The 21,227-nt window shown below is 71.8% G+C and carries 22 protein-coding genes; 11 read left to right on the forward strand and 11 right to left on the reverse strand.

The window, feature by feature from the left end; all coding sequences use genetic code 11:
• Window positions 1–33: 33 nt before the first annotated feature.
• The 8 genes from ACZ434_RS31500 to ACZ434_RS31535 all read right to left on the reverse strand — a co-directional run bounded on the left by ACZ434_RS31500 (window position 34) and on the right by ACZ434_RS31535 (window position 6,780).
• Window positions 34–456 carry a rhodanese-like domain-containing protein gene (locus tag ACZ434_RS31500; protein WP_468461913.1) on the reverse strand — a complete coding sequence of 141 codons (423 nt, stop codon included), beginning with the start codon at window positions 454–456 and terminating at the stop codon, window positions 34–36.
• The gene (locus ACZ434_RS31505; RefSeq protein WP_468461915.1) at window positions 453–980 is read right to left on the reverse strand and encodes a cupin domain-containing protein; all 528 of its coding nucleotides are present in this window, start codon (window positions 978–980) and stop codon (window positions 453–455) included. Before ACZ434_RS31505 ends, ACZ434_RS31500 begins: the two co-directional genes overlap by 4 nt.
• A gap of 61 nt (window positions 981–1,041) precedes the next feature.
• Window positions 1,042–1,089, reverse strand: coding sequence for a hypothetical protein (locus ACZ434_RS31510; RefSeq protein WP_309506048.1), 48 nt, complete (start codon window positions 1,087–1,089; stop codon window positions 1,042–1,044).
• Window positions 1,090–1,459: 370 nt separating this feature from the next.
• Window positions 1,460–3,085 carry an FAD-dependent monooxygenase gene (locus ACZ434_RS31515; protein ID WP_468461917.1) on the reverse strand — a complete coding sequence of 542 codons (1,626 nt, stop codon included), beginning with the start codon at window positions 3,083–3,085 and terminating at the stop codon, window positions 1,460–1,462.
• A gap of 283 nt (window positions 3,086–3,368) precedes the next feature.
• A complete protein-coding gene (locus ACZ434_RS31520) occupies window positions 3,369–4,271 on the reverse strand; it encodes an amino acid ABC transporter permease (protein WP_468461919.1) in 903 nt (300 codons plus the stop codon).
• The gene (locus tag ACZ434_RS31525; protein ID WP_468461921.1) at window positions 4,268–4,945 is read right to left on the reverse strand and encodes an amino acid ABC transporter permease; all 678 of its coding nucleotides are present in this window, start codon (window positions 4,943–4,945) and stop codon (window positions 4,268–4,270) included. Before ACZ434_RS31525 ends, ACZ434_RS31520 begins: the two co-directional genes overlap by 4 nt.
• A gap of 132 nt (window positions 4,946–5,077) precedes the next feature.
• Window positions 5,078–5,923 (reverse strand): glutamate ABC transporter substrate-binding protein, encoded by an 846-nt coding sequence (locus ACZ434_RS31530; protein WP_468461923.1) that lies wholly within the window; start codon window positions 5,921–5,923, stop codon window positions 5,078–5,080.
• Window positions 5,924–6,003: 80 nt separating this feature from the next.
• Complete coding sequence (locus ACZ434_RS31535; RefSeq protein ID WP_189558102.1) at window positions 6,004–6,780, reverse strand: amino acid ABC transporter ATP-binding protein; 777 nt, start codon at window positions 6,778–6,780, stop codon at window positions 6,004–6,006.
• A gap of 285 nt (window positions 6,781–7,065) precedes the next feature.
• Between ACZ434_RS31535 and ACZ434_RS31540 the strand changes: the two genes are divergently transcribed.
• Together ACZ434_RS31540 and ACZ434_RS31545 are read left to right on the forward strand one after the other, a co-directional pair.
• Window positions 7,066–7,752 (forward strand): response regulator transcription factor, encoded by a 687-nt coding sequence (locus ACZ434_RS31540; protein ID WP_468461925.1) that lies wholly within the window; start codon window positions 7,066–7,068, stop codon window positions 7,750–7,752.
• 9 nt (window positions 7,753–7,761) lie between these two features.
• Window positions 7,762–9,195 carry a sensor histidine kinase gene (locus ACZ434_RS31545; protein WP_468461927.1) on the forward strand — a complete coding sequence of 478 codons (1,434 nt, stop codon included), beginning with the start codon at window positions 7,762–7,764 and terminating at the stop codon, window positions 9,193–9,195.
• Here ACZ434_RS31545 and ACZ434_RS31550 read toward each other — a convergent pair.
• Window positions 9,174–10,169 (reverse strand): TAXI family TRAP transporter solute-binding subunit, encoded by a 996-nt coding sequence (locus ACZ434_RS31550; RefSeq protein WP_468461930.1) that lies wholly within the window; start codon window positions 10,167–10,169, stop codon window positions 9,174–9,176. The two genes, ACZ434_RS31545 and ACZ434_RS31550, sit on opposite strands and share 22 nt — an antisense overlap.
• 84 nt (window positions 10,170–10,253) lie before the next feature.
• Between ACZ434_RS31550 and ACZ434_RS31555 the strand changes: the two genes are divergently transcribed.
• The 4 genes from ACZ434_RS31555 to ACZ434_RS31570 all read left to right on the forward strand — a co-directional run bounded on the left by ACZ434_RS31555 (window position 10,254) and on the right by ACZ434_RS31570 (window position 13,664).
• The gene (locus ACZ434_RS31555) at window positions 10,254–10,661 is read left to right on the forward strand and encodes a pyrophosphohydrolase domain-containing protein (protein WP_468461932.1); all 408 of its coding nucleotides are present in this window, start codon (window positions 10,254–10,256) and stop codon (window positions 10,659–10,661) included.
• A gap of 79 nt (window positions 10,662–10,740) precedes the next feature.
• Window positions 10,741–11,325, forward strand: coding sequence for a DUF7010 family protein (locus ACZ434_RS31560; RefSeq protein ID WP_468461934.1), 585 nt, complete (start codon window positions 10,741–10,743; stop codon window positions 11,323–11,325).
• 50 nt (window positions 11,326–11,375) lie between these two features.
• Window positions 11,376–12,893 carry a tRNA (N6-isopentenyl adenosine(37)-C2)-methylthiotransferase MiaB gene (miaB, locus tag ACZ434_RS31565; protein ID WP_468461936.1) on the forward strand — a complete coding sequence of 506 codons (1,518 nt, stop codon included), beginning with the start codon at window positions 11,376–11,378 and terminating at the stop codon, window positions 12,891–12,893.
• A 57-nt stretch (window positions 12,894–12,950) separates the two neighbouring features.
• Window positions 12,951–13,664, forward strand: a complete 714-nt coding sequence (locus ACZ434_RS31570; protein ID WP_468461938.1) for a class III extradiol dioxygenase subunit B-like domain-containing protein — start codon at window positions 12,951–12,953, stop codon at window positions 13,662–13,664.
• A 112-nt stretch (window positions 13,665–13,776) separates the two neighbouring features.
• Here ACZ434_RS31570 and ACZ434_RS31575 read toward each other — a convergent pair whose 3' ends face one another.
• Window positions 13,777–14,046: an antitoxin gene (locus ACZ434_RS31575; protein WP_468461940.1), complete on the reverse strand. Its 270-nt coding sequence runs from the start codon at window positions 14,044–14,046 to the stop codon at window positions 13,777–13,779.
• A 23-nt stretch (window positions 14,047–14,069) separates the two neighbouring features.
• Window positions 14,070–14,396 (reverse strand): hypothetical protein, encoded by a 327-nt coding sequence (locus tag ACZ434_RS31580; RefSeq protein ID WP_468461942.1) that lies wholly within the window; start codon window positions 14,394–14,396, stop codon window positions 14,070–14,072.
• A 182-nt stretch (window positions 14,397–14,578) separates the two neighbouring features.
• Here ACZ434_RS31580 and miaA point away from each other — a divergent pair, with 182 nt between their 5' ends.
• The 5 genes from miaA to hflX all read left to right on the forward strand — a co-directional run bounded on the left by miaA (window position 14,579) and on the right by hflX (window position 21,213).
• Window positions 14,579–15,517, forward strand: a complete 939-nt coding sequence (miaA, locus tag ACZ434_RS31585; protein WP_468461944.1) for a tRNA (adenosine(37)-N6)-dimethylallyltransferase MiaA — start codon at window positions 14,579–14,581, stop codon at window positions 15,515–15,517.
• A gap of 108 nt (window positions 15,518–15,625) precedes the next feature.
• Window positions 15,626–16,129 (forward strand): hypothetical protein, encoded by a 504-nt coding sequence (locus ACZ434_RS31590; RefSeq protein WP_468461946.1) that lies wholly within the window; start codon window positions 15,626–15,628, stop codon window positions 16,127–16,129.
• Between the two features lie 65 nt (window positions 16,130–16,194).
• Window positions 16,195–17,064 (forward strand): diaminopimelate epimerase, encoded by an 870-nt coding sequence (gene dapF, locus ACZ434_RS31595; protein ID WP_468461948.1) that lies wholly within the window; start codon window positions 16,195–16,197, stop codon window positions 17,062–17,064.
• A 299-nt stretch (window positions 17,065–17,363) separates the two neighbouring features.
• On the forward strand, window positions 17,364–19,529 hold the full coding sequence (locus ACZ434_RS31600) for a RelA/SpoT family protein (protein ID WP_468461950.1): 2,166 nt from the start codon (window positions 17,364–17,366) through the stop codon (window positions 19,527–19,529).
• Between the two features lie 190 nt (window positions 19,530–19,719).
• Window positions 19,720–21,213 (forward strand): GTPase HflX, encoded by a 1,494-nt coding sequence (gene hflX / locus ACZ434_RS31605; protein ID WP_468461952.1) that lies wholly within the window; start codon window positions 19,720–19,722, stop codon window positions 21,211–21,213.
• Window positions 21,214–21,227 lie beyond the last annotated feature (14 nt).

Here is a 21,227-nt window from a genome sequence, read left to right on the forward strand (position 1 = left end):
CGATCGGACCGGCGCCCCGGCCCGCGCCGGCGTCTACGCGGCCGGCGTCGGCAGCACCGGAAGGCCCGCGGCCCGCCAGGCCTGGAAGCCGCCCACCAGATCGGTGGCGCGGTGCAGGCCCAGCCGGTGGAGGGACTCCGCCGCCAGACTGGAGGCGTAGCCCTCGTTGCAGATCACGACCACCCGCAGGTCATGACTCGTGGCCTCGGGGAGGCGGTGGCTGCCCCGGGGATCCAGACGCCACTCCAGTTCGTTGCGCTCCACGACGAGAGCGCCCGGAACGAACCCGTCCCGGTCCCGCAGCGCGGCGTACCGGATGTCCACCAGCAGCGCCTCGCCCGCGCGTGCGGCCTCGTGGGTGTCCAGGGCGCCGACGCGTTCGTAGCCGGAGCGCACGCGCTCCAGCAGCTCGTCGATGCCGGCAGCGCCGCCGGGCTGTTCGCTGGTCTCGCTCACTGCCAGTCCTCCGGTCGCTCGACCTGCTCCAGGCGCAGAACACGGCCGCTGCGACTGTAACGGCGGATCCGCGGCAACGGCGGGTAATAGGCGTGCACGGAGACCGCGTGCCGGTCCGGGGACTCGTTGAGCACCTCGTGCACATGGTGCCGCCCGAAGGCGCGGCCCTGCCCGGCGGTCAGCCGGCGCTCCCGGTCCACGCCGTCGGTGAGTTCCAGGGTCCGCCAGCCGTCGGTGGGCAGCCGCGCGGTGAGCGAGTTCTCCCTCAGCTCGCCCGAAGCGGTCATGAAGGCACCCAGGGAATCGGCGTGGTCGTGCCAGCCGGTGCCGGTACCCGGCGGCCAGCCGATCAGCCAGGCCTCGCTGCCGCCCGGCCCGTCGAGCCGCACCCAGGTGCGCCCCTCGGGGTCGAGCGGAAGGGAGGCGATCAGTTCGGCGTCGGCGGCGCTGCGCCGTACGAAGTCGAGGAGGTCCGCCTGCGTGGGAGCGGAGGCGGGGGCCGGAGCAGGGGAGGAGACAGACATGTGCACCGTCCTGAAGAGGGTTCGCGAAGGCGCGCGGCGAAGGCGCGCGGGAAGGGGCGAATCAACAGGACGGGCGACACACGCAGCCCGCGTAGCGGACGAGGTCCATGTGGACCCTCCGCCACAGGTGCACGCAGGTGTCGGTCACGAGGCGGAGTAGACCACGAGGCCGATCACCGCTTCAACTCGGCGCCACCATGCGGACCGCGGAGCGACGCCGACCCGCCCCGACCCGCCCCGTCTCAGCGCGTCCCCGTCCCGAGAGGACTCCGCCCCTGTGCGCCCCCGCTTCAGCGCGACCCGCCCTGACAGGACTCCGCCCCTGTGCGCCCCCGCTTCAGCGCGACCCGCCCTGACAGGACTCCGCCCCTGTGCGCCCCCGCTTCAGCGCGACCCGTCCCGACAGGACTCCGCCCCTGCGCGCCCCCGTCTCAGCGCGACCCCGTCCCGACACGACCCCGCCCCTGCGCGCCCCCGTCTCAGCGCGTCCCCGCCCCCGCGTCGGCCCTCGTGCCCGCGTCGTCCCCGCTCTCCTCCGTGGCCGGGCCGCCGAGTACCGCCTCCGCCGCCGTGTACAGGTCCGCCGGGCGGACCCCGCTCAGCGCGGTCACCAGGTGACCGTCGGGGCGTACCAGCAGCACGGTGTGGGCCGCCGCTCCCGGGTAGCTCTCGGCGACCAGCAGCTCGGCCCGGTGCGGCAGCGCCGAGACGGCCGCAGCCAGCCGGGGCATGATCCCCGCGGACATCCAGTGCCGGCGCTCCCAGACACCCGTACCGGGCGCGATCAGCACCACCAGCAGCGCACCCCGGCCGAGCCGGTCCCGCAGCCGGACGAACGTGCCGTCCTCCGCCGTGACCCGTACGTCCGTCACCGCCGCCCCGAGCGCCGTGCCGACCGGGGCCGCGCCCTCGAGCCGGCCGGGAGCGAGCGGGGAGCCGGCGTACGTCCCCGGCGCGCCCAGGGCGCCACGCCCCAGGTGACCGTCCGTCAGCAGCGTGTCGTGCCCCCGCGCGGAGCCGGGCACGTAGGACCGCAGCCCCCCGCCGCCCCGCAGCAGGGGCAGCGCCTGGTCGGCGGCGCGCAGCCGGGCGGCGACGATCGCGCGGCGCTCGGCCTGGTAGCTGTCGAGCAGCGCCTCATGAGGACCGTGGTGCCAGGCCAGCGCGAGCTTCCAGGCGAGGTTGTCCGCGTCGCGGAGCCCCTCGTCCAGCCCGTGCGTGCCCAGCGCACCGAGCAGATGAGCCGCGTCCCCGGCGAGGAACACCCGATCGGCCCGCCAGCGCCGCGCCACCCGGTGGTGCACGGTGTGGACCCCGGTGTCCAGCAGTTCGTACGCGGGAGCCGGACCGCCGCCCCAGCCGGTCAGCGTCTCCCGCACCCGGGTCAGCAGCAGTTCGGGCGTGACCAGGTCCTTGCCCGGCGGCAGCAGCCAGTCCAGCCGCCACACCCCGTCCGGCAGGGGTCGCGCGGTGATCTCCCCGGCCGAGGGACCCGACGTGCGCCACGGCGGCATGCGGTGCAGCAGTGCCTCGTCGTACCAGGGGAGGTCGGTGCGCAGGGCGGCCACGGCGTGACGTTCCACCGCGGTGCGGCCGGGGAAGCGGATGTCCTGGAGCTTGCGCACGGTCGAGCGGGGGCCGTCGCAGCCGACCAGGTAACTGCCGCGCCACCAGGTGCCCGTCGCACCGCGCGTGCGGGCGGTGACGCCGGAGGGCTCCTGCTCCATGGCGTCCAGCCGGCTCTCCACGGCGATCTCGACCAGCCGCTCGCCCGCGAGAGCCGTCCGCAGGGCGTCCGTGACGACGTGCTGGGCGATGTGCAGCGGAGCGGGGTCGGTGTCGCCGAAGGCGACCTCGTACATCACCTGCTTGCGCCGCACCGACCGCCATCCGGCCCAGCGCACGCCGGCCTCCGCGAGCGGTACGCCGGTCAGCCGCTCCACGAGCGCGGCGGTGTCCTCACGCAGCACGACCGTGCGCGCCGGGCGGGGCTCGTCCTTGCCCGGCCCCTCGTCGAGGACCACGCACGGCACTTCCTGACGTGCCAGCGCCAGTGCGAGCGCGAGACCGACGGGCCCCGCTCCGACGATGATCACCGGGTCCACGGCGCGGCGCCCCCTGCCCGAAGTGACGCCCGGAGGGACGCGGAGGAACAGGAAGATGGAGCAGGGTGCACGATCACAGAACGTATGCAACCTATTGCCGGTGCTTGCGTCAAGTGACCGAAGGCCGGTGGCGATCATGAAGTGGGTCGGCGGCCCGTCACAGCACTTGACTGCTCATCACATGAGTCCGGGATGTAGGGCACATCGGCAACGCGGACGTCTCGCATGACTGTGGCCCGCCGGGAAACGGCGGGCCACAGTCATGCCGAGCGTCCGGCGGGCGCTACTTCTCCGCACCCGTCCCGTGGGTGCCACCCACCTCGGCCGCGTTGAGGTCGTCGACGTCGTCCGCGCCGAGCACCGCGCCCGTGCTGCGCTTGCTGCGGCGCAGCCGTGCCTCGAGCCAGGAGGCGAACGAGGTGAGGATGAAGTTGAGGACGATGAAGATGACCGCCACCACGATGAAGCTCGGGATGACGTTGGCGTAGTTGGCGGCCAGCGTGCCGCGCGAGTTGAGCAGCTCGGTGAAGCCGAGCATCACGCCGCCCAGCGCGGTGTCCTTCACGATGACGACCAGCTGGCTGACGATCGCCGGGAGCATCACCGTGACCGCCTGCGGGAGCAGGATGCTGCTCATCGTCTGGCTCTTGCGCAGGCCGATCGCCTGGGCCGCCTCGCTCTGGCCCTTGGGCAGGGCGAGGATGCCGGCGCGCACGACCTCGGCGAGGACCGAGGCGTTGTAGAGCACCAGGCCGGTGACGACCGCGTAGAGGGGCCGGTCCTCACTGGTGACGTCCGTGGAGCGGGCGAAGAACTCGTTGGCGAACAGCATCAGCAGCAGCACGGGGATGGCCCGGAAGAACTCGACCACCGCTGCGGCCGGGACCCGCACCCAGCGATGATCGGACATGCGTGCGATGCCGAGAACGGCGCCCAGCGGGAGGGCGATGACCATGGCGAGGGCGGCCGCCTTCAGCGTGTCGCCCAGGCCCGGAAGCAGGTACGTCGTCCAGGCCTCGGACGTGGTGAAGGGCTTCCACAGGGACCACTCGAGCTGGCCCTTGTCGTCCAGCACCCGCCAGACCCACCACAGCAACAGGGCGAGCAGGACGAAGAAGACGACCGAGAAGATCAGGTTGCGCCGCTTGGCCTTCGGGCCGGGTGCGTCGTAGAGAACAGAAGTCATCGCTTCACCGCCAGGCGCTTGCTCAGCCAGTTGAGGAACAGGCCGGTGGGCAGGGTCAGGACCACGAACCCGAAGGCGAAGACCGCGCCGATGAGCAGCGTCTGTGCCTCGTTCTCGATCATTTCCTTCATCAGGAACGCGGCTTCCGCCACACCGATGGTGGCCGCCACGGTCGTGTTCTTCGTCAGTGCGATCAGCACGTTGGCCAGGGGGCCGATCACCGAGCGGAACGCCTGCGGCAGCACGACGAGCGTGAGCACCTGACTGAAGCTCAGTCCGAGGGCCCGTGCCGCCTCCGCCTGGCCGACGGGCACCGTGTTGATGCCGGAGCGGATCGCCTCGCACACGAAGGCCGCGGTGTAGGCGACGAGGCCGAGCACGGCCAGTCGGAAGTACTTGAGTTCGAAGTCGTCCGGCGCGCCCATCGTCACGCCGAAGATGTCGGCCAGGCCGAGCGACGTGAAGACGATGATGACGGTCAGGGGAATGTTCCGGACGATGTTCACATATGCGGTGGCGAACCCGCGCATCAGCGGTACGGGGCTGACCCGCATGCCGGCCAGCAGGGTGCCCCAGACCAGGGATCCGATGGCCGAGAAGACGGTGAGCTGCACCGTGACCCAGAAAGCGCCCAGCAGGGACGGGTCGTCATAGTTTGAAAGAAAGTCGAACACGATCTCCCGCGCTTCCGGGTGTGTGACGTACGTGGCGGACGTGACGCGCCGCCGCCGGACGAGTGGTGGGCGGCGGCGCGTTCGCGGATCCCCGCGTCGGCCGCGGGGATCCTTCGTCGGCGGAGTCCCGCGCTACTTGACGATCTGGCCGATCTCCGGGGCCTTCTCGTTCTTGTAGTTCGCCGGGCCGAAGTTCTCGTCGACGGCCTTCTGCCACGAACCGTCGCTGACCATCTTCTCCAGCGCCTCGTTGACCTTGTTCACGGTCTCGGTGTCGCCCTTCTTGACGCCGATGCCGTAGTTCTCGTTGCTCAGCTTCAGGCCGGCGAGCTTGAACTTGCCCTTGTACTGCTCCTGCGCGGCGTAGCCGGCGAGGATCGAGTCGTCGGTGGTCAGCGCGTCCACCTGCCCGTTCTGCAGGGCGGACAGGCACTCCGAGTAGCCGCCGCGGTTGCTGAGCTGGGCATCCTTCGCGAAGTCGTTCTTGACGTTCTGCGCCGAGGTGGAGCCGCTCACCGAGCAGAGCTTCTTGTCGTTCAGGTCCGTGGCCTCGGTGATGTCCGAGTCGGACTTGACCAGCAGGTCCTGGTGCGCCAGCAGGTACGGGCCGGCGAAGTCGACCTTCTGCTTGCGCTCGTCGGTGATCGAGTACGTCGCCGCGATCAGCTTCACGTCCCCGCGCGAGAGGGCGTTCTCACGGTCGGCGCTCTTGGTCTCGACCCACTCGATCTGGTTCGGCTCGTAGCCGAGCTCCTTGGCGACGTAGGTCGCCACGTCCACGTCGAAGCCGGAGAAGGAACCGTCGGGCTCCTTCAGACCCAGACCGGGCTGGTCGTACTTGATGCCGATCTTGATCTTCTCGCCGCCGCCCGAGGAGGACGAACCGCTGTCGCCGCCGTCGTCACCGCCGCACGCGGTGGCGGTCAGGGCAAGGGCGAACACGGCGGCCGAGGCGGCGGTGACCTTGCGGAGCTTCATGGTGCACATCCTTTGACTGGTGAAGTGGTGCGGCCCGGTCAGGTCCGGTGACGCAAGTCGTCGGGGCGCGGGGCGCGCCGTCAGTGGTGAAGGATCTTCGACAGGAAGTCCTTGGCGCGGTCGCTGCGCGGGTTGCTGAAGAACTGGTCCGGCGAGGCCTGCTCGACGATGCGACCGTCGGCCATGAACACCACCCGATTGGCGGCGGAACGGGCGAATCCCATCTCGTGGGTGACGACGATCATGGTCATGCCGTCCCGGGCGAGCTGCTGCATGACCTCCAGCACCTCGTTGATCATCTCCGGGTCGAGAGCCGACGTCGGCTCGTCGAACAGCATGACCTTGGGTTCCATCGCCAGGGCACGCGCGATGGCGACACGCTGCTGCTGGCCACCGGAGAGCTGCGCGGGGTACTTCTCGGCCTGCGCGCCCACGCCGACCCGGTCGAGCAGGGCGCGGGCCCGCTCCTCGGCCGCCTTCTTGTCCTTCTTGCGGACCTTGACCTGGCCCAGCGTCACGTTCTCGAGCACGGTCTTGTGCGCGAAGAGGTTGAAGGACTGGAAGACCATGCCCACGTCGGCCCGCAGCCGGGCGAGCTCCTTGCCCTCGTGGGGCAGGGGCTTTCCGTCGATGGTGATCGAGCCGGAGTCGATCGTCTCCAGTCGGTTGATGGTGCGGCACAGGGTGGACTTGCCGGACCCGGAGGGTCCGATGACCACGACGACTTCGCCACGGGCGATCGTCAGGTCGATGTCCTGGAGTACGTGCAACGCGCCGAAGTGCTTGTTGACGCTCTTCAGGACGACCAGATCGCCGGTCGCGGCCACATCTTCCTTGGCCACCGATACTTCGGTCATCGCTCTCGGGCTCCGTCCTCCTCGGTTTCGGAGGACAGTAGTAATCCTCCAGACCTGCGTCATTACATCTGAGGGGAATCTGAGCATCACGATCCGATAGCAATCGGACACCTGTCGTAGCACTTGTGAGCAGGGCCGATTTCGGCCGGGTAACGGTACGAAAGAGCAACCGGAACCCTCTTGACGCCGTCCTCGTCCATCGGCGTCACTGCAAGGTGCACGCGCGCGTGCACGCGTTTTTGTACACGGAGAGATCGTACGGCCGATGAACCGAAGGGGGCCCTGGTGAGACTGCTTCTTGTCGAGGACGACAACCACGTCGCCGCCGCCCTGTCGGCGGTCCTCGCGCGGCACGGGTTCGACGTCACCCACGCGCGCAGCGGCGAGGAGGCCCTCCAGGCGCTCGTCCCCGAGGGCAACGGCTTCGGCGTGGTCCTGCTCGACCTGGGACTGCCCGACCAGGACGGCTACGAGGTGTGCGGCAAGATCCGCAAGCGCACCGGCACACCGGTGATCATGGTGACCGCGCGCTCCGACGTCCGCTCCCGCATCCACGGGCTCAACCTCGGCGCCGACGACTACGTGGTCAAGCCGTACGACACCGGAGAGCTGCTCGCGCGGATCCACGCGGTCAGCCGGCGCAGCGTCCCCGAGGAGGCCACGGCCAGTACGGAGACGGAGCTGCGCCTCGGTCCCGTCCGCATCGAGCTGCCGACCCGCCAGGTCAGCGTGAACGGTTCGGCCGTCCAGCTGACCCGCAAGGAGTTCGACCTGCTCGCCCTGCTCGCGCAGCGGCCGGGGGTGGTCTTCCGCCGGGAACAGATCATCAGCGAGGTGTGGCGCACCAGCTGGGAGGGGACCGGACGCACCCTGGAGGTGCACGTCGCCTCGCTGCGCGCCAAGCTGCGCATGCCCGCCCTCATCGAGACCGTACGCGGCGTCGGCTACCGGCTCGTCGCGCCCGCGGCGTAGCGGGGCCGGGTGCACACACGTCTGCTTCCGCTGCTCATCGTCCTGATGGCGGCCGTGCTGCTCGCCCTCGGCATCCCGCTGGCCGTCAGTCTGGCCGGCGCCCAGCAGCAGAAGGTCGTCGTCGACCGGATCGACGACACCGCGCGGTTCGCCGCCCTCGCCCAGTTCGTCACCGAGCCCGCCGACCCGGCCGGCGGGGACATCAACGAGCGCCGCGAGACCCTCAGCAGCGAGCTCCGCAGCTATCACCGGGTCTACGGCATCCGCGCGGGTGTCTTCTACCGCAACGACTCGCCCATGGCGCACGCGCCGGCCGACTGGTTCCTGCCCGGTACGGGCGAGGTGCGCGACGCCTTCGAGGAGGCGCTGCTCAGCCGCCGCAGTCACGACCCCGAGCAGGTGTGGCCCTGGCAGCGGCGCAGCCTGGTGGTGGCGTCGCCGGTGATCCGGGACGGAGACGTCGTCGCGGTCGTGGTCACCGACTCGCCCACCGGACAGATGCGCTCGCGCATCCTGCACGGCTGGCTGGTCATCGCGGCGGGCGAGGCGGCCGCGATGCTGCTGGCCGTCGGCGCGGCCCTGCGGCTGACCGGCTGGGTGCTCAGGCCCGTACGGATCCTGGACGCCACCACCCACGACATCGCCACCGGGCGGCTGAAGTCCAGGGTCGCGGCGGCCGGCGGACCGCCGGAACTCAGACGGCTCGCCCGGTCGTTCAACGAGATGGCGGACAACGTCGAGAGCGTGCTGGAGCAGCAGCGCGCCTTCGTCGCCGACGCCTCCCACCAGCTGCGCAACCCCCTCTCCGCGCTGCTGCTGCGCATCGAGCTGCTCGCCCTGGAGCTGCCCGAGGGCAACGAGGAGATCGCCTCCGTGCAGACCGAGGGCAAGCGCCTGGCGCAGGTCCTGGACGATCTGCTCGACCTGGCGCTCGCCGAGCACAGCGAGGCCGACCTCCAGGTCGCCGACATCGGTGCCCTCGCCGCCGAGCGCGTGGCGGCCTGGTCTCCGACCGCCGACGCCAAGGGCGTCCGGCTGACCGGCAGCTGCCCGCCCACCACCGCGTGGGCCGACCCGGTCGCGCTGTCCAGCGCGCTGGACGCGGTCATCGACAACGCGGTGAAGTTCACCCCCGAGGGAGAGACCGTCGAGGTGAGCGTCGCCTCCAACGGCGACACCTGCACCGTCGTCGTCACCGACAACGGCCCGGGACTGACCGAGGAGGAGCTGACCCGCGTGGGCGACCGTTTCTGGCGCAGCGGCCGGCACCAGAACATCAAGGGCTCAGGACTGGGCCTGTCCATCTCCCGGGCCCTGCTCGCGGCGGGCGGCGGCTCGATCGCGTACGCATGCCACGAACCGCACGGGCTGCGGGTGACCGTGACGGTGCCGAGGAACGCCCCTTCGGGCGAGCGGGCGGCTCAGGGCTTGACGGACCGGTAGTACCGGCGGGCGCCGTCGTGCAACCGCAGCGGATCGGTGTAGATCGCGGTGCGTACGTCGACCAGCTGGGCGGAGTGGACGTGCCGGCCGATGCCGTCGCGGCTCTTGATCACGATGCGGGTCAGCCATTCGGTGAGCCGGGGATCCACGTCCGACCGGGTGATCAGGAGGTTGGACACGGCCATCGTCGGGACGGCCGAGCCGAGCTGACTGCCCGGGTACGCCGACTCCGGCATGTTGGTGGCCCGGTAGTAGCGCGTGGCGCCGCCCTGGTCGTGCAGCTTCGCCACCAGGTCCGCGTCGATCGGCACGAACCGCAGCGCGGACCGCTCGGCGAACGTCTTCAGACCGTCGGTGGGCAGCCCGCCCGACCAGAAGAAGGCGTCCAGACCGTGGCCCAGGCGCCCCGGCCCGGAGTCGATGCCGTCGGAGAAGGGCTTGATGTCCGTCTCCGGATCGATGCCCGCCGCCTCCAGCACCCGGTTGGCGATGAGCCGGACGCCCGACTTGGGGGGCCCTATCGCGACCCGCTTCCCCCGCAGGTCCCCGATGGTGCGGATGTCCGAGCCGGACGGGACGGCGAGCTGTACGTAGTCGTCGTACAGGCGCGCCACCCCGCGCAGCCGGTCGGCGCCGGGCCGGTGGTTGAGCCGGTACGTCTCCACCGCGTCGGCCGCGGCGATCGCGAAGTCGGCCTGTCCGGTCGCCACGCGGCGCACGTTCTCCTGCGAGCCGTCGCTCGTCTCCAGGCGGACCTCGAGGTCGGGCATGTGCTTGCCGAGCGAGGCGCGCAGCAGCTCGCCGTACTTCTGGTAGACGCCCGCGCGGGTGCCCGTGCTCAGCGTGACCGTCCCGCCGGGCGGCTCCTCGCTCCACGGCGCCAGCCACCACAGCAGCAGTCCGAGCGCCACGAAGGCGGCGGCCGCGCCCTTGAGGGCCCGCCGCCTGCCGGTCCGGGGCAGCGCGTTGGACATGCGCGTGATCCTGCCAGCCCGTCTCCCCGCTGACCAGGGCGGAACTCACAGGGGGATGTCACCGCCGGCCGTTACAGTCGCCGCATGAGTGCATCGCCCGCCGACCTGGTCCGTGAATTCCACCGCGCCTTCGGGCTGGACGCCCGCGCCACACCGTCGGAGGTCTCGCCGGAACTGGCCGCCCACCGCGGGGAACTGCTCGCGGAGGAGGCGAAGGAGGTCGCCGAGGTGTCCGTCACCGGGCCGCTCGACCGCCTCGCGCACGAGCTGGCCGACGTGGTCTACGTCGCGTACGGGACGGCGCTGGTGCACGGGATCGATCTCGACGCGGTGATCGCCGAGATCCACCGCTCCAACATGACCAAGCTCGGCCCCGACGGGAAGGTCAGCCGGCGTGCCGACGGCAAGGTGCTCAAGGGCGAGCACTACGAGGCGCCGGACGTCCCGGCGGTACTGCGCCGACAGGGATGGACACCGCGCGGAGAGGCATGAACCGGGCCCGCCGCCGCGAGGATGCCCCTTACCTCGTATTTTCTGCCTGACGGCATCGTGATCGCTGTACTCTCCGGCCATGACGCCGACACAGCCCGTCCCGTCCGCCGAGGACGCCGAGTGTCTCGTGCTCACCCGGCGGCTCCGGCGCAGAGGAACGCTCGTGCTCGCCGCGTTCGCCCTGCTCTGGTCCTTTATGGGGGCCTCCGGGACGGGATCGGCGACGGACGTCGTGCCGGTGGCCGTGGAAGCGGCGGCGGTCCTCGTCACGGCGGTGGCGATCCACCTGGGGCGCCGTGAGGGCGCCGCGCCCTCACCGCGGACGGTGAGCCTGCCGGCGAACTGGGCGCGCGGCGTGGGCCTCGTCAACGCGGCCGAGGTGCTCGCCATCCTCGCCGTCATCGCCGCGACCGCCGGGTCCGGCCATTCCCGGTACGTCCCCGCCGCCGTCGCGCTCGTCGTGGGACTGCACTTCTTCCCGCTCGCCCGCCTGTACGACCAGCGGCAGTACCGGTGGACCGGTGCGCTGCTGTCCGCCGTGGCGGTCCTCGGGTTCGTGCTGACCGCGGCCGGTCTGCCGGGCGGGACCCTGCGGATCGTGGTCGGCCTCGGCTGCGCGCTGGTGCTCTGGGCCACCGCCTACCACCTGGCGCTGCGTGGCTGACGGGCCGCCGCGCGGAAGGGCCGTCCCCGGCAGCGCCTACCCTTATGGGCATGAGCAGCATCGACCGGAGCCAGTCAGTGGGCGGCACGCGCACCTATGAAGTACGCACCTACGGGTGCCAGATGAACGTCCACGACTCAGAGCGATTGTCCGGGCTGCTGGAGGACGCGGGCTACGTCCGCGCCCCCGAGGGCTCCGACGGCGACGCCGACGTCGTCGTCTTCAACACGTGTGCCGTGCGCGAGAACGCCGACAACAAGCTGTACGGCAACCTCGGTCACCTCGCCCCGAAGAAGGCGAGCCGCCCCGGGATGCAGATCGCGGTCGGCGGCTGCCTGGCGCAGAAGGACCGCGACACCATCGTGAAGCGGGCCCCTTGGGTGGACGTCGTCTTCGGCACGCACAACATCGGCAAGCTGCCCGTCCTGCTGGAGCGCGCCCGCGTCCAGGAGGAGGCCCAGGTCGAGATCGCCGAGTCGCTGGAGGCGTTCCCCTCCACGCTGCCGACCCGGCGGGAGAGCGCCTACGCCGCCTGGGTGTCCATCTCCGTCGGCTGCAACAACACCTGCACCTTCTGCATCGTCCCCGCGCTCCGCGGCAAGGAGAAGGACCGCCGCCCCGGCGACATCCTCGCCGAGATCGAGGCCCTCGTCGCCGAGGGCGTCAGCGAGATCACCCTGCTCGGCCAGAACGTCAACGCGTACGGCTCCGACATCGGCGACCGCGAGGCGTTCAGCAAGCTGCTGCGGGCCTGCGGGAGGATCGACGGCCTCGAACGCGTCCGCTTCACCTCCCCGCACCCGCGCGACTTCACCGACGACGTCATCGCCGCCATGGCCGAGACGCCCAATGTGATGCCGCAGCTCCACATGCCGCTGCAGTCCGGCTCCGACCCGGTCCTGAAGGCGATGCGCCGCTCCTACCGGCAGGAGCGCTTCCTCGGGATCATCGAGAAGGTCCGGGCCGCGATCCCGCACGCGGCGATCAGCACCGACATCATCGTGGGCTTCCCCGGCGAGACCGAGGAGGACTTCGAGCAGACCCTGCACGTGGTCCGCGAAGCCCGCTTCGCGCAGGCGTTCACCTTCCAGTACTCCAAGCGGCCGGGCACCCCGGCCGCGGAGATGGACGGGCAGATCCCGAAGAAGGTCGTCCAGGAGCGCTACGAGCGGCTGGTCGCCCTCCAGGAGGAGATCTCCTGGGAGGAGAACAAGAAGCAGGTCGGCCGCACGCTGGAGCTGATGGTCGCCGAGGGCGAGGGCCGCAAGGACGACGCCACCCACCGGCTCTCGGGCCGCGCCCCCGACAACCGCCTGGTGCACTTCACCAAGCCGGAGCAGGAAGTGCGCCCCGGCGACGTGGTCACCGTCGCGATCACCTACGCCGCCCCGCACCACCTGCTCGCCGAGGGCGCCGTACTGGACGTGCGCCGCACCCGCGCGGGTGACGCCTGGGAGAAGCGGAACACCGAGAAGGCGGCCCGGTCCGCGGGCGTGCTGCTGGGACTGCCCAAGGTGGGCGTGCCCGAGCCGCTGCCGGCGGCCACCGGGGGCTGCGCCGTCGACTGATCCGCCGCCCGCGGGACCGCCGGGCCCCGCGGCGGGCCGGTGAGTAGGCTGCTGATCATGCTTGTCGCCGCCGCTGTCTGCCCCTGCCCGCCGCTGCTCCTGCCCGAGATCGCCGCGGGTGCCGCCCCCGAGCTGGACACCGCGCGTGCCGCGTGCACCGACGCGCTGGGGGTGCTCGCCGCCGCCCGGCCCGATCTGCTGGTGGTGGTCGGCCCGCTCGACGGCACCGGACCCGAGAGCTACCCGGAGGGCACCCCGGGGTCCTTCCGCGGCTTCGGCGTCGACATCGGCGTACGACTGGGGCGGGGCGGGGACGCGGCCGGGCGGGAACTCCCGTACGGGCTCGCCGTCGGCGCGTGGCTGCTGGGCCGGACCGGGTGGGCGGACGCCCCCGTCGAGGGGGTGGGCGTGGGGGAACCGCTCACGGCCGAGCGGTGTATCCAAGAGGGAGAGAACATCGCGCGCCGGGCGGAGCGGGTCGCGATGCTGGTGATGGGCGACGCCAGCGCCTGCCGCACGCTGAAGGCGCCGGGCTACCTCGACGAGCGCGCGGCCCCCTTCGACGCGGAGCTCGCGCGCGCCCTGGGTGCCGCCGACGCCGGGGCCCTGCGCGCGCTGGACAGCGGACTGGCCCGCGAGCTGAAGGTGTCCGGCCGGGCCCCCTGGCAGGTACTCGCCGGCGCGGCCGCCGGGAACGCGGAGCTGAGCGGCACACTGCTCCACGAGGACGCACCGTACGGGGTGGGCTACCTCGTGGCCGCCTGGTCCTAGACCGAAAGAGCCCGGCCAGGGCCGGTCCGCCCGCAATCCGCAATCCGCATGCGGCAGCGGCGGACGGCCGGGAGCGTTCGGTCCGCTCCGCGGCCGTCCGCCGGTGTACCGCTCAGGAAGCGGGCGGCGGTCCGGCCGGCGGCGTGGTGCCGCCTGTCCCCGTGCCGGGGTCGTTCTTGTGCGTGAAGCGGTCCACGGCACCCTTGGCCCTGCCCGTACCGGACTGGATCCGGTCGCTGTACTTGCCCTTGGTCCGCTTGTCGACGGTCTGCGCGGCCTTGTCCAGTCCGTGCTGGATCTTGTCCTCGTGCTGTTGCGCGAGCCCGGAGACCTTGTCCTTGGCCGGGCCCAGTTTGGCCTTCAGATTGTCCAGCAGACCCATGATGCACCTTCCCTAGCGGCGACCTATGTGCGGGCGCCTTCACCGGCTTCACTGCCTGCGGCGGTCTCGGAGGACTGCTGCCTGGGGATCTCGACCGCCTCGGTGCCGACGACCTGACCGGTCTCCCGCACCGGGGGCTCGCCGGTCTCCGGAGCCCCGGAGGAGCCCTTCGGCTCCGCGGTCCCGGCCGCGTCCCCGGAACCGGTCCCGTCCTGCGGACCCGTCCCGTCGTCCTCCGCAGTCCCGTCCCGCGGACCGGCTCCGGCCGCCGCCCCGTCGGCCCGGGCCTCGACCGTCCGTGTCTCCTCCGTGGTCTTCGACCTCCGAAAAAGCCGTGCAAAAACGCCCATATCCACTCCATACGTTACTCGTGCGGGCGAAATTCCGCGTTGCCCGGTACTCCCCGTTCGGGTGACCGGGGCGGCGCCGCCGCGATCCGGCGACAGGAACCTCGCAACGGGCAACGACCCGGCCGGCACCGCGTCACGTAACCCGATCGAGAGCGCGGCGCGAGGTTTGCGAGACTGGATCGGTGAGCAGCGCACCCCTCGCCCCCCGCGTCATCGCCATCGTCGGACCCACCGCGGCCGGAAAGTCCGATTTGGGTGTTTTCCTGGCCCAGCGGCTCGGCGGCGAAGTCGTCAACGCCGACTCGATGCAGCTCTACCGGGGGATGGACATCGGCACCGCCAAACTGACGCCCGAGGAGCGCGGTGGTGTCCCGCACCACCTGCTGGACATCTGGGACGTCACCGTCACCGCCTCCGTCGCCGAGTACCAGCGGCTGGCCCGGGAGCGGATCGACGCGCTGCTCGCCGAGGGACGCTGGCCCGTCCTGGTCGGCGGCTCCGGCCTCTATGTCCGCGGCGCCGTCGACAACCTGGAGTTCCCGGGCACCGACCCCGAGGTCAGGGCCCGTCTGGAGGAGGAACTCACCCTGCGCGGCCCCGGAGCGCTGCACGCGCGGCTGGCCGCGGCCGACCCCGAGGCGGCCCGGGTGATCCTGCCGGGCAACGGGCGCCGCATCGTCCGCGCCCTCGAGGTCATCGAGATCACCGGACGGCCCTTCACCGCCAACCTCCCGGGTCACGACTCGGTCTACGACACCCTCCAGATCGGCGTCGACGTGGCGCGCCCCGAACTCGACGAGCGCATCGCCCGCCGTGTCGACCGGATGTGGGACGCGGGTCTCGTCGAAGAAGTGCGCGCACTCCAGGCGCAAGGGTTGCGCGAGGGGCGTACGGCGTCGCGGGCGCTCGGCTACCAGCAGGTGCTCGCCGCACTCGCCGGTGAGTGCACCCTCGAGGAGGCGCGGTCCGAGACCGTACGTGCCACCAAGCGCTTCGCGCGCCGTCAGGATTCATGGTTCAGGCGCGATCCCCGGGTGCACTGGTTGAGTGGGGCCGCGGCGGACCTCGCGGAACTTCCCCGGCTCGCGTCGGCGTTGGTCGAACGACCGGTTACAGCCTGATCACGTCATGGCATCGGGACGCCCAGGCCGTCATCCGGGCCTGTGACACCGTGCCATCATCGAGCTTCGATCGACCAAGTGGAGTCCTAGTTGGGAGGGCGCGTGGCGATGGAGGCCGGCCCTCGCGACACCGCACACGGCACCGAACACCTCACCACCGAGCGGGGTGCACCGGAGCAGGAGACCGACCGTCTCAGCCCGGACGGGCCGGAGGAGACGCAGGGCGGTGTGACCGACGACGGCCCCGAGCCGGACGAGCTGTTCACCGCCGGCGAAGAGGTCGAGGTGGAGCTGCGCCCGCAGCGCCGGCTGCGCCTGTGGCAGCTCGCGCCGATTGTCGGGCTCGCCGCGCTCGGCTCCCTGATGTTCGCCTTCCCGCTCGCCTTCGACTTCGGCGACAGCGGTGCCGTGATCGCCATGCTGGGGCTGCTGATCTGCTCCTGCGCGGCCGGCTGGGGCATGGTGGCCGCCCGCAGGGTGGGCCACACCTGGCCGGGCCTGCCGGCCCGGGGCTCCGGACGCAGATCCGACTGGCGCGTCGTGGCCGCCTACGCCGTGATGGTCGCCGCCGTGGTCGCCCTCGCGGTCTGGCGGGTCGCCCGGCTCCGCTGACCCCGCGCCGCGGGGCGGCCCACCGCCGGCGACGCGCTGTCACCGGCACCCCGTACGATCGAGGAATGAGCACGCGGATCCCCTTCCTCAAGGGGCACGGCACGGAGAACGACTTCGTGATCGTCCCGGACCCCGAGAACGCCGTGGACCTCCCCCCGGCCGCCGTCGCCGCCCTGTGCGACCGCCGCGCCGGCATCGGCGGCGACGGCCTGCTGCACGTCGTGCGGTCCGCCGCCCACCCCGAGGCGCGGGACATGGCGGCCGAGGCCGAGTGGTTCATGGACTACCGCAACGGCGACGGCTCGATCGCCGAGATGTGCGGCAACGGAGTGCGTGTGTTCGCGCGTTACCTCCAGCACGCCGGCCATGTGTCCGCAGGAGACATCGCGGTCGCCACGCGCGGCGGTGTGAAGACCGTGCACATCGCGAAGGAGGGGGACATCACCGTCGGCATGGGCCGGGCGCTGCTCCCCGAGGGCGAGGTCACCGTGAGCGTCGGCGAGCGCAGCTGGCCCGCGCGGAACGTGAACATGGGCAATCCGCACGCCGTGGCCTTCGTGGACGACCTCGCCCACGCGGGCGACCTGCTCGGCCCGCCCCCGTTCCGCCCGGCCGCCGCCTACCCGGACGGGGTGAACGTGGAGTTCGTCGTCGACCGCGGCCCGCGGCACGTGGCGCTGCGGGTGCACGAGCGCGGGGCCGGCGAGACCCGGTCCTGCGGCACGGGCGCGTGCGCGGTCGCCGTGGCCGCCGCCCGCCGGGACGGCGCCGACCCGGCCGTCACCGGCACCCCGGCGACCTACACCGTGGATGTCCCCGGCGGCACCCTCGTGATCACCGAACGGCCCGACGGCGAGATCGAGATGACCGGTCCCGCGGTGATCGTCGCCGAGGGCGGGATCGAAGCCGAGTGGCTGGAGAACGCCGTCCGCTGACCGGGGAGCCGGCTCGGTATCGCAGCCTCCGGCCCGCCCGGTGGCCGGATCCGCAGGGCCGGCCCGCGTTCCGGCTTCGAGATCATGGCGGACCACCGGTCCGTTGGCGCGAAAGCGCCCCTCGAAGGCCCTTCGCTCGATGGAGTGATCCGTTTCACGCTCGGCCGGAGGCGGTCAGCCCGGCAGGGTCCGGCTCGGTAGCATCAAGCACCGGCCCGGACGGGGGACGAACGCCGTTCCCTGAGCCCGAGTCCGCCCTGGGGCACACCGTCCGCCGGTCCACGCAGCCGGAGGTGCCCATGAACGCGGAGGCCGTGAATCCTGCGACCCCAGGCCCTGTGACATCGGGTCACGTCACACCCACGGGGTCACGCAGGAAGGCCCGCCCCCGGCTCGACCTGCGCCGCCTCGGCCGCGCCGCGCTGCTCGGCACCACCGCGCGTGACCGGCTCCCCGACGCCATCGGGCACGTCGTCGACGCCCACCGCGCCCACCACCCCGACGCCGACCTCGAACCCCTGCGCCGCGCCTATGTGCTGGCCGAGTCCTCGCACCGCGGCCAGATGCGCAAGAGCGGCGAGCCGTACATCACCCACCCGCTCGCCGTGACCCTCATCCTCGCCGAACTCGGCGCCGAGACCACGACGTTGACCGCCTCCCTGCTCCACGACACCGTCGAGGACACGGACGTGACGCTGGATCAGGTGGGGGAGCAGTTCGGCGAGGAGGTCCGCTACCTCGTCGACGGCGTCACCAAGCTGGAGAAGGTCGACTACGGGGCCGCCGCCGAACCCGAGACCTTCCGCAAGATGCTCGTCGCCACCGGCAACGACGTCCGCGTGATGTCGATCAAACTCGCCGACCGGCTGCACAACATGCGCACCCTCGGCGTGATGCGCCCCGCGAAGCAGGAACGCATCGCCAAGGTGACCCGGGACGTGCTCATCCCGCTCGCCGAACGCCTCGGCGTCCAGGCGCTCAAGACGGAACTGGAAGACCTCGTCTTCGCGATCCTGCACCCCGGCGAGTACGAGCGGACCCGCGAGCTGATCGTGCGCAACGCGGCCCGCGCGGACGACCCGCTCGCCGAGGTCGCCGACGACGTGCGCAAGGTGCTCCGCGAGTCGGACATCACCGCCGAAGTGCTCATCCGCCCGCGCCACTTCGTCTCCGTGCACCGGGTGTCCCGAAAACGCGGACCGCTGCGCGGCGCCGACTTCGGCCGCCTGCTGGTGCTGGTGAACGAGGACGCGGACTGCTACGGCGTCCTGGGGGAGCTCCACACCTGCATGACGCCCGTCGTCTCGGAGTTCAAGGACTTCATCGCCGTACCGAAGTTCAACCTCTACCAGTCGCTGCACACCGCCGTGACCGCGGCGGACGGCCAGGTGGTCGAGGTCCTCATCCGCACCCACCAGATGCACAAGGTCGCCGAGGCCGGAGTCGTCGCCCTCGGCAACCCCTACGCCGCCCCGCCGGAGGAGCAGGCCGCGAGCGACGGCGAACGCGTCGACCCGACCCGCCCCGGCTGGCTCTCCCGGCTGCTCGACTGGCAGCGGGCCGCGCCCGACCCCGACACCTTCTGGTCCACCCTGCGCGAGGACCTCGCCCAGGACCGCGAGATCACCGTCTTCCGCCCCGACGGCGGCACACTGGGCCTGCCCGAGGGGGCGACCTGCGTGGACGCGGCCTACGCGCAGTACGGCGAGGACGCCCACGCGTGCATCGGAGCCCGGGTGAACGGCCGGCTGGCGACGCTGAGCACCGTCCTGAAGGACGGCGACACCGTGCAGCTGCTCATGGGCCAGGACCCGGCCTCCGAGCCCTCCAGGGAGTGGCTGGAGCACGCCCACACCCCGGCGGCGCGGATCGCCATCCAGCGGTGGCTGACCGCCCACCCCGCCAGGGACGGCGCGGGCACGGCGGCGGCGGACGCGTCGTCCCGGCCCCGCTCCGACGACGCCGCGCCGCCGCAGTCGCCGGACGCCCCGGAGACGGCGCCCGGCCGTCCCGCCGCCGCCCACGTCCTGACCGACCGGCCCGGCACGACCGTACGGCTGGCCGGCTGCTGTACGCCCGTACCGCCCGACGAGGTGACCGGCTTCGCCGTGCGCGGGGGAGCGGTGACCGTGCACCGCGCGGAGTGCGCCGTGGTGACGCGCATGAAGAGCGTGGGCCGCGCGGAGATCGGCGTCCGCTGGGGGGAGGGCGCCGAGTGCCGCGTCACGCTGGTCGCGGAATCCTTCGTCCGACCGCATCTGCTCGCGGACCTCACCGAGGCCATGGCCGTCGAAGGCGCCGAGATCGTCTCCGCGACCGTCGAACCGCCGGACCGGCAGCAGGTGCGGCACACCTACACGGTGCAGCTGCCGGACGCCGCCCGCCTCCCCGCCCTGATGCGCGCCATGCGCGACGTGGCCGGCGTGTACGACGTGACCCGGGCCCAGTCCCGGACCTCGCCCTGACCCCGGCGGTCCACGCGGGCGCGGGCCGGGAATAACACGGTGACGAGACGGGCCGTACCGTGCAACCATCGTCAGGACCGCACAGCGCGGGCACGGGAATCTCCCGGGCCGCCCGGTCGTTGTGCACAGTGACGGCAGGTCCCCGTGACCGAATCCGTCGCACACGGTTCACCGACGACGTAAGGACCCAATGACCTCCTCTTCTTCCCCTTCCCAGGACACCAAGCGTTTCGCGCACAGCCATCCCGAAGGTCTTCGGGCCGATGCCCTGATGGAAGAGGACGTCGCCTGGAGCCTCGAGACCGACTCGGAGCGGGACGGCGACCAGTTCGACCGCTCCGAGCGGGCGGCCCTGCGCCGTGTCGCCGGCCTCTCCACCGAGCTCGAGGACGTCACCGAGGTCGAGTACCGGCAGCTCCGCCTGGAGCGCGTCGTACTCGTCGGGGTGTGGACCTCGGGCACCGCCCAGGACGCGGAGAACTCCCTGGCGGAGCTCGCCGCCCTCGCGGAAACGGCCGGCGCCCTCGTCCTCGACGGAGTGATCCAGCGCCGCGACAAGCCCGACGCCGCGACGTACATCGGCTCCGGCAAGGCCGACCAGCTGCGCGACATCGTGCTCGACTCGGGCGCGGACACCGTCATCTGCGACGGTGAGCTCAGCCCCGGCCAGCTGATCCACCTCGAGGACGTCGTCAAGGTCAAGGTCATCGACCGTACGGCCCTGATCCTCGACATCTTCGCCCAGCACGCCAAGTCCCGCGAGGGCAAGGCGCAGGTCGCGCTCGCGCAGATGCAGTACATGCTGCCGCGGCTGCGCGGCTGGGGTCAGTCGCTGTCCCGGCAGATGGGCGGCGGCAAGGGCGGCGGCCTCGCCACCCGCGGCCCAGGTGAGACCAAGATCGAGACGGACCGGCGTCGGATCCGCGAGAAGATGGCGAAGATGCGCCGGGAGATCGCGGAGATGAAGACCGGCCGCGAGATCAAGCGCCAGGAGCGCCGCCGCAACAAGGTGCCGTCCGTGGCCATCGCGGGCTACACCAACGCCGGCAAGTCCTCGCTGCTCAACCGCCTCACGGGCGCCGGCGTCCTGGTCGAGAACGCGCTGTTCGCGACCCTCGACCCGACCGTGCGCCGGGCCGAGACCCCGACCGGCCGGCTGTACACGCTGGCCGACACCGTCGGCTTCGTCCGGCACCTGCCGCACCACCTGGTCGAGGCGTTCCGCTCCACGATGGAGGAGGTCGGCGACGCCGACCTGATCCTGCACGTGGTGGACGGTTCGCACCCGGTCCCCGAGGAGCAGCTCGCCGCCGTGCGCGAGGTGATCAGGGACGTCGGCGCCACCGGCGTACCCGAGATCGTCGTGATCAACAAGGCGGACGCGGCCGACCCGCTGACGCTCCAGCGGCTGCTGCGGGTGGAGAAGCGCTCCATCGCCGTCTCGGCCCGCACCGGCCGGGGCATCGAGGAGCTGCTGGCGCTCATCGACAGCGAGCTGCCCCGCCCGTCCGTGGAGATCGAGGCGCTCGTGCCGTACACCCACGGCAAGCTGGTCGCCCGCGCCCACGACGAGGGCGAGGTGATCTCCGAGGAGCACACCCCGGAGGGCACCCTGCTCAAGGTCCGGGTGCACGAGGAGCTGGCGGCGGAGCTCACGCCGTACGTTCCCACCCCGGCCGGCTGATCACGCCCGAAGGC

The sequence above is a fragment of the Streptomyces sp. NPDC030893 genome (assembly GCF_055571535.1).

What these genes read in the sequence shown, in the direction of transcription:
- ACZ434_RS31570 (WP_468461938.1), top strand. Translation starts at nt 12,951, where the DNA reads ATGCTTGTCGCCGCCGCTGTCTGCCCCTGCCCGCCGCTGCTCCTGCCC.
- ACZ434_RS31520 (WP_468461919.1), bottom strand. Translation starts at nt 4,271, where the DNA reads ATGACTTCTGTTCTCTACGACGCACCCGGCCCGAAGGCCAAGCGGCGC.
- miaB (WP_468461936.1), top strand. Translation starts at nt 11,376, where the DNA reads ATGAGCAGCATCGACCGGAGCCAGTCAGTGGGCGGCACGCGCACCTAT.
- ACZ434_RS31530 (WP_468461923.1), bottom strand. Translation starts at nt 5,923, where the DNA reads ATGAAGCTCCGCAAGGTCACCGCCGCCTCGGCCGCCGTGTTCGCCCTT.
- ACZ434_RS31600 (WP_468461950.1), top strand. Translation starts at nt 17,364, where the DNA reads ATGAACGCGGAGGCCGTGAATCCTGCGACCCCAGGCCCTGTGACATCG.
- ACZ434_RS31550 (WP_468461930.1), bottom strand. Translation starts at nt 10,169, where the DNA reads ATGTCCAACGCGCTGCCCCGGACCGGCAGGCGGCGGGCCCTCAAGGGC.
- hflX (WP_468461952.1), top strand. Translation starts at nt 19,720, where the DNA reads ATGACCTCCTCTTCTTCCCCTTCCCAGGACACCAAGCGTTTCGCGCAC.
- ACZ434_RS31575 (WP_468461940.1), bottom strand. Translation starts at nt 14,046, where the DNA reads ATGGGTCTGCTGGACAATCTGAAGGCCAAACTGGGCCCGGCCAAGGAC.
- ACZ434_RS31535 (WP_189558102.1), bottom strand. Translation starts at nt 6,780, where the DNA reads ATGACCGAAGTATCGGTGGCCAAGGAAGATGTGGCCGCGACCGGCGAT.
- ACZ434_RS31580 (WP_468461942.1), bottom strand. Translation starts at nt 14,396, where the DNA reads ATGGGCGTTTTTGCACGGCTTTTTCGGAGGTCGAAGACCACGGAGGAG.
- ACZ434_RS31505 (WP_468461915.1), bottom strand. Translation starts at nt 980, where the DNA reads ATGTCTGTCTCCTCCCCTGCTCCGGCCCCCGCCTCCGCTCCCACGCAG.
- ACZ434_RS31555 (WP_468461932.1), top strand. Translation starts at nt 10,254, where the DNA reads ATGAGTGCATCGCCCGCCGACCTGGTCCGTGAATTCCACCGCGCCTTC.
- ACZ434_RS31560 (WP_468461934.1), top strand. Translation starts at nt 10,741, where the DNA reads ATGACGCCGACACAGCCCGTCCCGTCCGCCGAGGACGCCGAGTGTCTC.
- dapF (WP_468461948.1), top strand. Translation starts at nt 16,195, where the DNA reads ATGAGCACGCGGATCCCCTTCCTCAAGGGGCACGGCACGGAGAACGAC.
- ACZ434_RS31590 (WP_468461946.1), top strand. Translation starts at nt 15,626, where the DNA reads ATGGAGGCCGGCCCTCGCGACACCGCACACGGCACCGAACACCTCACC.